The sequence below is a fragment of the Pantoea sp. genome, assembly GCF_039594315.1.
Taxonomy (GTDB): Bacteria; Pseudomonadota; Gammaproteobacteria; order Enterobacterales; family Enterobacteriaceae; genus Pantoea.
The window spans coordinates 115,658-127,645 of record NZ_JBCNNP010000005.1 but is presented as its reverse complement, the minus strand read 5'-3'; the positions used below and the strand labels follow the sequence as shown (position 1 = coordinate 127,645).

The window sequence follows — 11,988 nt, the reverse complement described above, 5'->3', positions numbered from 1 at the left end:
ATCTCTCCCTCTCCCGCGTGCGGGAGAGGGCCGGGGTGAGGGCCATAAACGCATGATCGTAAACCCATGAACATCCGCAATCGCATTCAGCAACAAGTCTTTCGCCTCAACGGCTTAGCACTCAACGAATTTGATATCTCACAACCGCTCGGCGATCCCGGCTTGTTCGGCCCCGATCACGTCATTTGGCGCGTCCACGGCGATTTCCCTTCAATGCTATGCGGCGGCATTAGCGCCTTAATGCTGCAAATGCTGCATCCAGCGGCCTTAGCGGGCGTGTGGGATCACTCCAATTTCCGTCAGGATATGCTCGGCCGCCTGCGTCGTACCAGCCAGTTCATCGCCGTTACCACGTTTGGCAATACGGTGGATGCCAACATCCTGATCGAGCGTGTCAAAAATATTCATCTGCGCGTCACCGGCATCGACAACGCTGGCAAACCTTATGCCGCCAGCGATCCGCACTTGCTCACATGGGTGCACGTCGCCGAAACCAGCCGCTTTTTGGCCGCACATCTGCGTTACAAAAATCCGCAGCTCAGCTTGGCCGAACAGGATCGTTATTATCAGGAAGCGGCGCTGATTGCAGAAGCATTGGGCGCGCAGCAGGTGCCAAAAAGCGTGCAGGCGGTGGAAGCCTATTTACAGCAGATGCGGCCAGAATTGGTGTGCGATGAACGCACGCTGGAAGTGATGCAGCTATTGATCAACGCACCAGCGCCCAGCTGGCAGGCTAAACCGGCGATGCACGTGATGCTGAAAGCGGGCGTGGGATTGTTGCCCGATTGGGCGCAACAGCAGATTCAGCAGCCGATTGGGCCGGTGAATCAGTGGCTGGTGGATCGACAAATTGCGGTGATTGCCGGACTGCTACGTTGGTCAATTCAGCGCGGCGCTTATACGCGTGCCATGCAGCGTATGGGCCGTATCGCGTTATAGATGGAGTTCGTCCTGCTTTTTGGTATAAGTGCGCGGCGTACGCGCCTCACGTTTCAACGCCAGCAAACGTTGCTGATAATGATGCAGCAACATGCCCAATCCCAGCCCGATCAACGCCAGCGGCAACAAGCTGTAGTAGATATCAATCGGCAATAACACCAGCAGCGCCACGCCGCCCAGCATAATCGCCAGCGACGACATCACCCACGTGTAGCGAATAAACAGCCACACCACAATGGCGAAAATCACCACATCACGCAGATTCAAATCGAGGTTTTGCAGCACCATGATGGCAGCTCCGAGCGGACCAATGTGCGGATAATAGCAGGCGCGATGGCAAAAGAATCGCGAAATAATTTGAAGCATGTCAGCGCGTTATGCGCCAATTCATCAGCAACGCTCATCTATTTCCGAACGCACTTTGAGAGTTTTACCCTTGTGTCACATGGCACGAGTGCCGATCCTGCTCTATTCTCGGGGAAAATGGATTCCTCCAGGTAAAATCGAGGCGTTATGACCCACCAACCTCTGATTGCTGAGGTGCCGAATCAGCAAAACACATTGACCGCCATCGTCGAGCAGGATGCGCGTACGGCCTATTTTTACATCTGGCCGAATGATTTGTTTCGCAGCCAATATGCGGTGCGCGGCTGCTGGTTACGCAATCTGCTGCCAGCGCCCGCCAGGGAAGATCGTGAAGCGATGGAGCAGGGCATTGCGCCGCTGTTAAGCGCTGAATTTTGCCGCACGCTGGAAGCTGAGCCGATGCTCGATCCGGCGGGCTTGCAGGTGCTGTGGGAGCCGAGCGACGATGGCGCCGCGCTGTGGTATTACGGCCAACTGTTGGCGGTGATCCCCGGCTGGAGTTTGTATCAGGACAAGCAGGTGAGTTTCTCTGCCGCCTGCATCAAAGAAAATCGTCTCACCGCGCCGCTCGGCTCGGCATCAACCAACGATTATTACGCCCGCGCGGAACAGCAGCGCCATTTTTGGCGTGACTGGCACGATGGCCATTTGTGGGATGTGGTGCAGCGCGAGCTGATGCAGTGTTATCAGGCGCAGTTCGGTGAATCGGTGAAATATTACTCCATCGATCAGGGCAACTGGCCGCCGATGGCGATTTCACAGCACTTGCACAACGGCGTTTGGGTTTTTCTCACGCTCGGCATGAGCATCCGGCCGATGCCGCAAGTGGATCATCTGTTTGATGAACTGGCCCCGCAATATCGTCGTGTTGAGTTGGCGATGGCGGTGGATGGCGAAGTGATGACCGAAGCCAACGCCGTGCAGATGGCCAGCGCGCTGGCGGAGTTTGCGCATCTGCCGTGGGCGCGCCTGACATGGATTGGCGAAGGGCACACATTGGCCTCTGAAGTGGCGCCGGTCGGCTTTGAAAGCTTCCTGATCGCCAATGGCTTAGCGCCAGAATCCTCTCAGTTCCGCCTACCAAAACGCGAAGGCGATCGGGTGAATTTGCTGTGGTCAACGCCGATCACCGAAGCCGAACGCCAGTTCGCGCAAGCCGACGATCGCGGCGGCCAGCAGTTGTTGCAACGTTTGCAGGCCGACGGCAATAACCACGTGTTCCGCCCGCGCCAGGAAGTGGTCGAACCTCCGGCCTAACAGTTCAGGTCGGCAATAATGCCGACCCTACGGTTTTGTAGGGTTGCCATTAATGGCAACCTGGCATCCCTCATACCGATTCCAAAATTAATTATCACCCAAATCAACTATTTCACTGCTTTGTGATCGCGCTCACCTCAAGTTCCCCTTTAACACGCCGTTAACCTCGATCAGGCAACTCGCCAACCAGGGTAAGGGCACACTAATGCTTAAAACAACGCAATCACGTTTTACCGCGACCTTAGTCGCTTTTTTTGTTGGGCTGATGCTGATTACCGTGCTGGTGATCAACCAGTTTGTGGCACCACAACTGACGCAAAATGAGAGCCGTTTAGTGCGCTATGAAGTGGATGGCCTCGCCGGACGCATCGTGGAGCAGATGAACCGCGTACAGGCGCAGCAGCGTGCTATCACTGAAGCGGCAGGTGTGATGGACAGCGCCGCCATCGATACTTTGCTGCCCGCGTTAGTGAACCAATATCAGGACAGCAACGTATTCGGCGGCGGCATCTGGCCGTTACCCAATCGTCGCGATCCGGCCAAAGAGAAAGACAGCTCATTCTTCGCGCGTAACGCCAGCAACCAGTTGCAGGTCAACACCTACTGGAACTCTGATGCCGCCGATAAATACTGGGAGCAACCCTGGTACAAAGACGGTTTGAGCGCGCCAAAAGGCCAATGTGCGTGGGCGAAAGCCTATCAGGATGCCGCCAGTCCGCAGCCGCGTACCAACTGCGCCATGGCGATCTATCGCAATGGCACGGCGTGGGGCGTAGCGACTATCGACGTGACGCTCGGCTTCTTCAACCAACTGGCCAAACAGATGGGCGACGCGATCAAAGGCCGCGTGCTGATCGTTGAAGCCGATGGCAAAGTGGTCGGCAACGCCGCGCTGGTGGATGGCGCGCCGAAGCTGGAAAATCTCGCTGATACCCAATTGCCAATGGCCTCTGCGCTGAAAGGCTTATTAGCCCAAGCCGGCAGCCAGCCGACACAAACCACTTTTAGCGGCGAAGATGGCGAACACACGCTATTCCTGCAAGCGATTGCCGGTAGCCCGTGGTATCTCGCCAGCGATGTGCCGTCGAGCTTGCTGGATGCGCAAACGCACAGCATGTTGACGCGTCTAGGCCTGGTGCAGATTCCGCTGGCGGCGATCCTGCTGTTGGTGCTGCTCGGCTTTGTGCGCGCAATGATGAAACGCCTCGCTTCGCTGCATCGCAACATTGAAGCCCTGTCGACCGGCGGTGCCGATCTGACCCAACGTTTACCGGCCAGCAACAGCCCGGAATTCAACGCGGTAGCGCAGAGCTTCAACCAGTTTATTGCCTATCTGCAAGGCTTGATGCGTCAGGTCGGCGACAGCGCTTTGGCGATCACCGCAGCCTCGCGTGAAATTGCCAGCGGCAACGCCGATCTCTCGGCACGCACCGAATCGCAAGCCAGTTCGATTGTCGAAACCGCCGCCTCAATGGAGCAGCTGACCGGCACGGTACGCCAAAACGCCGACAACGCTACCCACGCCAATCAACTGGCGGATGGCGCTTCGCAAGTCGCCGCGCGCGGATCGGAAGTGGTGCGTCAGGTGGTCAGCACCATGGGCGCGATCAATCACTCGTCGCGCAAAGTGGTGGATATCATCAGCGTGATCGACAGCATCGCCTTCCAGACCAACATTCTGGCGCTTAACGCCGCCGTTGAAGCGGCGCGTGCCGGTGAGCAGGGCCGCGGCTTTGCGGTGGTAGCATCGGAGGTGCGCAATCTGGCGCAGCGTTCAGCCAATTCGGCGCGTGAAATCAAAAAGCTGATTGAGGAATCGGTAGCAAACATCGATACCGGCAGTGATTTGGTCGAGCAAGCCGGGCAAACCATGGATGAACTGATGCAAGGCGTCAGCAGCGTAACCACCTTGATGAGCGAGATCATGTCGGCCAGCCGCGAGCAGAGTTTGGGCATCGATCAGGTCAACGTGGCGATCACCCAACTGGATGGCAGCACGCAGCAGAACGCCGCGCTGGTAGAGCAGGTTTCCGCCGCCGCGCAGTCGATGCAGCAACAAAGCGTGCAACTGGAGCAGGTGGTGCATAGCTTCAAGTTGTAATGTTGCGGTCGCCAAAAATGGCGACCCTACACCAATCCCGCGTAAGGTCGCCATTTTTGGCGACCACCATCAAAACTGATTACGAATCTCTTCGCGTGCGGCATGGCGTGTGGCGTTGGCCACGGTGCCGCAATCCACCAATTTCCCCTGCAACAGCAAATTATAAATCGGCGACTGCGGACGATTCAGCCGATTCTGGATCAACTGCACCGCTTCAAATCCCAACTCACGGCACGGCACCACAAAACCGGTGATCGGTGCTTCCGGCGTATTCTCTAAACGACTGGCTAAATCTATCGTCATCACCGAAATATCGTCGGGCGTGCGCAAGCCGCGTGCCTGTAACACCTGTTGCACGCCGGTAATAATCCCTTTGCCACCGGGCAGAATCACATCCGGCCACGCTTCTTTGGGATGGGCATCCAACCAGCGATTGAGCGCCTGTTCGGTTTCACGCGCCGAATAGGCTTCGAGCACGATCAGATCGTGCTGTGCATCAAACGGCACATGGAAGTGACGATAGGCATCTTTAATCCCTTCAAGGCGCAGAAACAGCGTTTCGCGTCGCAGGCAGGTCACGGTCAAAATGCGCCGGTGGCCTTGCTCGAAAAGATGTTGCATGGCGCTAAAGCCAATCGCGCGATGATCCGGCGACACCGCGTCCAGCTTCATGTCTTTATCGTGCGAATTGATCAATACGCAGGGCTTATTCAGCGAGGCCGCCAGCTTGAAGATGGTGCGATCATCGGTGCCGATAATGATGATCGCGCTGACGCTGCTGGCGCTGGCTTTCTCCAGGAACAGCTTCACATCGGCGCGCTGCTCTTCCAGCGGACAATAACTGAGATGCACATCATGCGGCGCACAGGCTTCAGCCACACCGCGCGTCACTTCAAGATAAAAATGGTCGCCGCGTGGCGCAAAAGTGCGAGCAGGGGCAAACACCACAATGCTGTTAATCAGCAATCGTCCGCTGTTCATCTCATGAAGCACGCCGAGGCGGCGCGCGCAGGCAACAATCGCGTCACGGGCTTTTTCACTGGTGTACGATTTGCCACTTAACACCCGTGAAACGGTGCTAACCGAGTAGCCAGTCAGTGATGAAATTTCGTCCATTCTGAGCTTGCCAGCCATAATGTGATCCCCATCCCAAACAGTCTCTGCAAAAATTTGCAGACGCAGTGCATTGATAGTAATGCCATTTTACATTCCATTCACAACCAGCCACCGACTCTGCAAGCATTCTCACAAAAACAGTTTGTCCGCTTCCCCGCGCTTTTTTATGTTCGCTCTAGGCAAATCAGCAGACCTTGTTAATCACGGAGAATCGGCATGTTGAAAATCGCAATTGTTGGCATGGGCAATATTGCTAACGCGCATATCCAGGCGTTTTTGCAGTTTCCTGAACGCGGCAAAATTGTCGCGGTGGTGGATGTCTATCCGGAAAAAGCGCGCGAGAAATTACAGCGTTACGGCTTGCAGGATGTGCGTGTTTACCGCGATCACCACGCGATGCTGGCCGATGGCGCGGACATTGATGTGGTCGATGTGTGCACGCCGCCCTATGTGCATGCGGAAAACACCATTGCGGCGTTGCAGGCGGGCAAACATGTGCTGTGCGAGAAACCCATGGCCGCCTCGCTGGAAGAGTGCGATGCGATGATTGCCGCCCAGCAAGCGAGCGGCAAAATTCTGTCGGTGGTGGCACAGAATCGTTTTACCGATGCGTTTTGGCGTTTAAAAGCCACGGTGGATTCTGAGCTGGCGGGCAAAATTTGCCATGCGCAAATCGACTCGTTTTGGTGGCGCGGACACGCCTATTACGATTTGTGGTGGCGCGGCACCTGGGAGAAAGAGGGCGGTGGCTGCACGCTGAATCATGCGGTGCATCACATTGATGCGATGCAATGGATGCTCGGCGCGCCGAGTGAAGTGATCGCCATGATCAGTAACGTAGCGCACGACAACGCTGAAGTGGAGGATCTCAGCGCCGCCATCTTCCGTTATGCCAACGGCACGCTGGCGCAGTTGACCGCTTCGGTGGTGCATCATGGCGAAGACCAAAAGATGGTGCTGCAAGGGGAGAAAGCACGCATCTCTGCACCGTGGCTAACTGTGGCAAATCAGGCGGCAGAAAACGGTTTTCCTGTGCCGGAGAACGATGTGGCGCTGGAAAATAGTATCAGTGAGTTCTATCAAAACGTTCCCGCTTTGAAATGGACGCTGCACGCCGGACAGGTCGATGATTTCTTCTCCGCTATCGAGCAGCAACGCGCGCCGTTGATTGATGGCGAGCAGGGCAAGCGCTCGCTGGAATTGATCACCGCCATCTACAAATCCGCGATTACCAAAAATGCCGTTGCACTGCCGCTGGCGCGCGACGATGCGTTTTATCGCACCGGCGGATTGCTGACGCAGGCACCGCACTTCTATGAAAAACAGGCATCGGTGGCGAATTTCTCCGATGTTGACGACATCCCGTTGGGCAAAAAACTTGCGTGAGGACGCCGCCATGAACAAGCAAGATGGAATGAATTACGCGCCGAAAGGCAAGCCGCAGCCGGTGGTGCAGCCCGGCGAATTTATCATTGCCGCCGCGTGTCTCGATCACGGTCATATTTACGGCATGTGCAATGGTTTAACTGAAGCCGGTGCCACGCTGAAATGGGTTTATGATGCGGATCCCGCCAAGGTGGATAAATTCGCCCAACAATTCCCGCAGGTGCAAATTGCCGATTCGCTGGAAACCATTCTGGCGGATTGCGAAGTGCAGCTGGTGGCGGGTGCGGCGATCCCATCGGAACGCTGTGCCTTGGGGCTTAAAGTGATGGCGGCGGGTAAAGACTATTTCACCGACAAAGCGCCGCTTACCACGCTGGATCAGCTTGATGCAGCCAAAGTGATGTGCGCTAAAACCGGGCGTAAATATGCGGTGTATTACAGCGAGCGCCTGCATGTTGAAAGCGCGGTATTTGCCGGGCAACTGGTGGAGCAGGGCGCGATTGGGCAAGTGGTGCAAACCCTTGGCACCGGCCCGCACCGCGAAGGCACCGGACGTCCGGATTGGTTCTATCAACGTCGCTATTTCGGCGGCATTTTGTGCGACATCGGCAGCCATCAAATCGAACAGTTCCTGTTTTACACCGGCAATAGCGACGCGCGCGTGGTCGCCAGCCAGGTGCGCAACTTCCGCCATCCGCACTATCCGCAGTTTGAGGATTTCGGTGATGCGATGCTGGCAGGCGAAAACGGTGCAACCGGCTATTTCCGCTGCGACTGGTTCACGCCCGATGGCTTATCCACCTGGGGTGATGGACGCATGACGTTGCTCGGCACTGACGGTTATATCGAGATTCGCAAATATGCCGATTTAACCCATAACCAACAGGATGTGGTGTATTTGGTGAATAACGACGGCGAATTCCGCTATGCGGTTAATGGGCAGGTGGGATTCCCGTTCTTTGGGCAATTAATTAAGGATTGTCTGCATCGTACTGAACATGCCATGACGCAGGAACATGCATTTAAAGCCGCAGAATTGTGCGTGAAAGCGCAAATGCTGGCGAATGCGCAATAGTAATACTCATAAATAACGTGATTTCCAATTCTGTCTATAACAGCGGCGGCAAGACTTTTATGTCTTGCCGTTATATTACCCTACCAGAACAGGAATCGGATCAATGGTTAAACCTACAGAACGTCGCGTAGGTTATGGCGTCGCTATTGGCTACGGCATAACCGATCTATTTGGTGGCGGCGCCTTTGCCGTTATTGGCACCTGGCTGCTATTTTTCTATACCACCTATTGTGGCTTATCGGTATTTGAAGCCGGTTCGATATTTGCCATTGCCAGAGTGATCGACGCCATATTAAGCCCGATTATGGGTTACATCACCGATAATTTCGGCCAAACCTGGCTGGGGCGTAAATTTGGCCGTCGCCGCTTCTTCTTATTATTGTCGTCACCGCTGATGCTGCTGTATGGCGCATTGTGGGTGACCGATATGGGTTATTGGTATTATCTTGGCACCTATCTGACCATTGAATTGTTGTCGGCGATGGTGCTGGTGCCGTGGGAAACGTTATCGTCAGAGATGACCAACCGTTTCAGTGAGCGCACGCGGCTTTCTGGCGTGCGCATGATGTTCTCTTCGCTGGGCAGCTTTCTTGCCGTATCGGTGCCCGGCATCATCATGCAATTCACCGGCAAAGACAACGCCATTACCTATACGCTGACCGGCGTGATCTTTTCGCTGATTTACTGCGTAGCGGTATTTATTACCTGGCTGACAACCTGGGAAGCCAAAGATATTCAACCCGAAGCTGATCCGGCGTTAACGTCTGCGCGACAAGGCGGCATGATCAGTCACTTCAAATATTTCTTTATGGATTTGGTGTCATCGTTCCGCATTAAAGCCTTTCGCCAGCATCTATTGATTTATATCTTTTCGTTTACCGCCAGTGATGTGTTTATGGCGGTGTTTACCTACTTTATTATTTATGCCTTAAAACAGGATGCGTCGCTGGTTTCATTATTGCTCAGCAATATGATGTTTATGTCCATTCCCGGTACATTCCTGTTTATGATGCTGCTGGGCCGCTTTAATGTCACGCCATCCAGCGCGCTGCGTTATTCCTATGCCAGTATTATCGTGGTGCTGTTTTTCCTGTTTGTGGTCTATCTGCAACAATGGCAGGTGCCAACGTTATTATTTGGCGCAATATTCCTGTTTCTCGGTATCGCCCGCGCCGGGCTGTATTATATTCCGTGGAACATCTACAGCTTTATTCCCGATATTGATGAAATGGTCACCTGTAAACGGCGTGAAGGGATTTTTGCCGGCGTGATGGTGTTAACGCGCAAAAGCTCGGTGGCGATTGCCATCTTTATTATCGGCGTGGTGTTGCAGGAGAGCGGTTTTGTGAAAGGCAACGGCGCGCAGCCGGAGAGCGCGATCCATGCGATTGTCGGGCTGATGGTCTTTGTCGCCAGCGCGATGTTAGCAGTGAGTTTTTGGCTGACATTTAAATTCAAACTAACGCAGCGTAGCCATAAAATCCTGATCAAAGAGGTGGCCCGACGCAAACTCGGTGGTTCAGCTGCGCGCTGCGATGCTGAAACGCGCACGGTGATCAAAGATCTTACCGGTTATGACTACGATGCAGTATGGGGCGCAGCAAGTGAAAAAAATCCCGTACCCGTTAAGGCGAAACCGCAGCTCAATCTAAAAGAGTGACGCTTTACGCTGTTTTACGCTGAATAATTCGCAGCCTGCTACGCTTTATATGACCACCACAGCGCACGGAATGTGCGCGATTTCCTCCATTAACGCGCCGGAGGTTGTGTACAATAGCTGCGAATTTTCCGAAGGAGTTGTCATGTCCGCTATTGAAGTTATCCTCGTCGACCACCTCGATCGTCCCACCGGCAAAATGGAAAAGCTGGAAGTGCATGAGAAAGGATTGCTGCATCGTGCAGTGACGGTTTACGTGTTTAATTCACGACATGAAGTGTTGTTGCAACGCCGTGCGAACGGTAAATACCATTGCGGCGGTTTGTGGAGTAATACCTGCTGCGGCCATCCGTATCCGCAGGAATCCACGCGTGATGCCGCCGAACGCCGCTTGCGTGAAGAGATGGGCATGAACCTCGCGCTGACACCGGTGTTTGAGTTGAGCTACAACTTGCCGCTCAGCAATGGTTTAACCGAGCATGAATACGGTCACGTGTTCTTTGCCATCAGCGATGTGCAGCCGGAACTCAATCCGGAAGAGGCGGATGCCTGGTGCTATCGCTCGATTGCGCAGATTCAGCAGGAAATGCAGGATCAACCGCAACAGTTTACGCCGTGGTTCCTGCACACCTTCCCGCGCATTCCTACCACGCTGGGCGATTTCCGTTTAACGGCCTGAGGTGTAAACCTCAGGCCATTGGCTATTAACCTGCCTTAGCTTCGCGCAGCAGTTGCTGAATGGCTTTCTCCGTTCCGTCGTAATCGCCTTCACCAATATGTTCATAGCGCACATTTCCTTCGGCGTCGGCTAGATAACGTGTTGGCCAGTATTGGTTATCGAAACGTTCCCAAAGCGTGAAATCATTGTCGGTCACTACCGGATAGTTGATGCCTAGGCGTTTGATTGCTTTCAGTACATTGCTCTCTTTGCGCTCATAAGCGAATTCTGGCGAGTGAATGCCAATCACCACTAAACCTTTATCGCGATACTTCTCATCCCAACTTTTCACGTAAGGCAGCGCGCGCTGACAGTTTATGCAGCCGTAAGTCCAGAAATTCACCAACACCACTTTACCCATGAGATTTTCCGGCGTGAGTTCTGGCGAGTTTAACCATTTGGTGGCACCGGCAAGCGAAGGCAGCGGCTTATCGGCAGCGCGCGCGACGTTGCCAAACAGCAACAGTGTCAGTGCTAATGTCGAGAGCAATAGCGACCAAGGTTGGTAACGGTAAATATGTCCTTTCATGAGGTTGATTCCCTATTGATTGATGGATGTGATACTGCGCTTAATGCGCGCCAGATGAAGAAAATAATTGCAGCAGTGAATGCTCGATATCCTGATTCAGCGAGGCGGTGATGCTGGCAAGCAACTCGACATCCGCACCGCTGGCAATGGCAGCAACACCCAATAACATCAGCGCACCCAACAGGCGTTTTAACCACTCGCTGGCCCCCATGCGACGTTTGACGGCACGCATTAAACGATCGCCGGTACGCAGCACCAGCAGCAAGGCGCACGCCGCACCCGCGGCATAGGCAACCAGCAACAGTGAGGTGGTGAGACTGATGCCTTTAGTGGCGGCGGTGGTCAGAATCAGTCCCAGAATGGGGCCTGCACACGGGGTCCAAAGTAAACCGGTTGCAACGCCCAGCAGCATGTGGCCCGCCCAGCCTGGCGGATGGCGATTGGCACAAGCGGATAGGTGATTGCCCAGCGCCACTAACGGCGCGGTCAGGCGCGTCGCGAGGGCGGGAAAAAGCAGCATGGCGCCAAATAGGGCAAAGAAAATCAGGGCGAGGTGACGGCCATAATCATTGGCCTCAATCACCCATTCACCTGCAACGGCGGCGAGTGAAGCGATAACGGCAAACGTCAGCATCATGCCAATCAGCATGGCGAAGGTATGACGCGAAGCGTTGGAATGGTTGCCGGCAAACAGAAACGGCAGCACCGGCAAAATACACGGGCTGAGCAGCGTTAACATGCCAGCGATAAAAGCTAAAAACGGTAAAAACATACGGTATCTCCCTCTCTGGAGAGACACCTTACAGGCGCGATGTTCGCAAGATCCTCACGCCTTTATTACTAT

11 protein-coding genes are annotated in these 11,988 nt (G+C 54.5%); 7 read left to right on the top strand and 4 right to left on the bottom strand.

Annotation, left to right across the window (positions count from 1 at the left end; all coding sequences use genetic code 11):
• Window positions 1-66: 66 nt before the first annotated feature.
• Window positions 67-939: an oxygenase MpaB family protein gene (locus ABDW13_RS05940; RefSeq protein ID WP_343551532.1), complete on the top strand. Its 873-nt coding sequence runs from the start codon at window positions 67-69 to the stop codon at window positions 937-939.
• On the opposite strand, the gene ABDW13_RS05935 is transcribed toward ABDW13_RS05940, so the two are convergent.
• Window positions 934-1,305, bottom strand: a complete 372-nt coding sequence (locus tag ABDW13_RS05935) for a hypothetical protein (RefSeq protein ID WP_343551531.1) — start codon at window positions 1,303-1,305, stop codon at window positions 934-936. The genes ABDW13_RS05940 and ABDW13_RS05935 overlap by 6 nt on opposite strands.
• A gap of 147 nt (window positions 1,306-1,452) precedes the next feature.
• Between ABDW13_RS05935 and ABDW13_RS05930 the strand changes: the two genes are divergently transcribed.
• Together ABDW13_RS05930 and ABDW13_RS05925 are read left to right on the top strand one after the other, a co-directional pair.
• On the top strand, window positions 1,453-2,562 hold the full coding sequence (locus tag ABDW13_RS05930) for a suppressor of fused domain protein (protein WP_343551530.1): 1,110 nt from the start codon (window positions 1,453-1,455) through the stop codon (window positions 2,560-2,562).
• Window positions 2,563-2,767: 205 nt separating this feature from the next.
• Window positions 2,768-4,663 (top strand): methyl-accepting chemotaxis protein, encoded by a 1,896-nt coding sequence (locus ABDW13_RS05925; protein WP_343551529.1) that lies wholly within the window; start codon window positions 2,768-2,770, stop codon window positions 4,661-4,663.
• 69 nt (window positions 4,664-4,732) lie between these two features.
• Here the strand turns inward: ABDW13_RS05925 and ABDW13_RS05920 are convergent, their stop codons facing one another.
• Window positions 4,733-5,797, bottom strand: coding sequence for a LacI family DNA-binding transcriptional regulator (locus ABDW13_RS05920; RefSeq protein ID WP_343551528.1), 1,065 nt, complete (start codon window positions 5,795-5,797; stop codon window positions 4,733-4,735).
• Between the two features lie 198 nt (window positions 5,798-5,995).
• Between ABDW13_RS05920 and ABDW13_RS05915 the strand changes: the two genes are divergently transcribed.
• From ABDW13_RS05915 to idi, 4 genes are all read left to right on the top strand, one after another.
• Window positions 5,996-7,165 (top strand): Gfo/Idh/MocA family oxidoreductase, encoded by a 1,170-nt coding sequence (locus ABDW13_RS05915; protein ID WP_343551527.1) that lies wholly within the window; start codon window positions 5,996-5,998, stop codon window positions 7,163-7,165.
• 10 nt (window positions 7,166-7,175) lie between these two features.
• The gene (locus ABDW13_RS05910) at window positions 7,176-8,240 is read left to right on the top strand and encodes a Gfo/Idh/MocA family oxidoreductase (RefSeq protein ID WP_343551526.1); all 1,065 of its coding nucleotides are present in this window, start codon (window positions 7,176-7,178) and stop codon (window positions 8,238-8,240) included.
• 103 nt (window positions 8,241-8,343) lie between these two features.
• Window positions 8,344-9,900: an MFS transporter gene (locus ABDW13_RS05905; protein ID WP_343551525.1), complete on the top strand. Its 1,557-nt coding sequence runs from the start codon at window positions 8,344-8,346 to the stop codon at window positions 9,898-9,900.
• Window positions 9,901-10,042: 142 nt separating this feature from the next.
• A complete protein-coding gene (gene idi / locus ABDW13_RS05900) occupies window positions 10,043-10,576 on the top strand; it encodes an isopentenyl-diphosphate Delta-isomerase (RefSeq protein ID WP_343551524.1) in 534 nt (177 codons plus the stop codon).
• 25 nt (window positions 10,577-10,601) lie between these two features.
• On the opposite strand, the gene ABDW13_RS05895 is transcribed toward idi, so the two are convergent.
• The gene (locus ABDW13_RS05895; protein WP_343551523.1) at window positions 10,602-11,144 is read right to left on the bottom strand and encodes a redoxin family protein; all 543 of its coding nucleotides are present in this window, start codon (window positions 11,142-11,144) and stop codon (window positions 10,602-10,604) included.
• Window positions 11,145-11,184: 40 nt separating this feature from the next.
• Complete coding sequence (locus tag ABDW13_RS05890) at window positions 11,185-11,916, bottom strand: cytochrome c biogenesis protein CcdA (RefSeq protein WP_343551522.1); 732 nt, start codon at window positions 11,914-11,916, stop codon at window positions 11,185-11,187.
• Window positions 11,917-11,988: the final 72 nt, after the last annotated feature.

Coding starts and splice junctions, on each gene's coding strand:
- ABDW13_RS05910 (WP_343551526.1), top strand. CDS start 7,176: ATGAACAAGCAAGATGGAATGAATTACGCGCCGAAAGGCAAGCCGCAG.
- ABDW13_RS05915 (WP_343551527.1), top strand. CDS start 5,996: ATGTTGAAAATCGCAATTGTTGGCATGGGCAATATTGCTAACGCGCAT.
- idi (WP_343551524.1), top strand. CDS start 10,043: ATGTCCGCTATTGAAGTTATCCTCGTCGACCACCTCGATCGTCCCACC.
- ABDW13_RS05920 (WP_343551528.1), bottom strand. CDS start 5,797: ATGGCTGGCAAGCTCAGAATGGACGAAATTTCATCACTGACTGGCTAC.
- ABDW13_RS05890 (WP_343551522.1), bottom strand. CDS start 11,916: ATGTTTTTACCGTTTTTAGCTTTTATCGCTGGCATGTTAACGCTGCTC.
- ABDW13_RS05935 (WP_343551531.1), bottom strand. CDS start 1,305: ATGCTTCAAATTATTTCGCGATTCTTTTGCCATCGCGCCTGCTATTAT.
- ABDW13_RS05905 (WP_343551525.1), top strand. CDS start 8,344: ATGGTTAAACCTACAGAACGTCGCGTAGGTTATGGCGTCGCTATTGGC.
- ABDW13_RS05940 (WP_343551532.1), top strand. CDS start 67: ATGAACATCCGCAATCGCATTCAGCAACAAGTCTTTCGCCTCAACGGC.
- ABDW13_RS05895 (WP_343551523.1), bottom strand. CDS start 11,144: ATGAAAGGACATATTTACCGTTACCAACCTTGGTCGCTATTGCTCTCG.
- ABDW13_RS05925 (WP_343551529.1), top strand. CDS start 2,768: ATGCTTAAAACAACGCAATCACGTTTTACCGCGACCTTAGTCGCTTTT.
- ABDW13_RS05930 (WP_343551530.1), top strand. CDS start 1,453: ATGACCCACCAACCTCTGATTGCTGAGGTGCCGAATCAGCAAAACACA.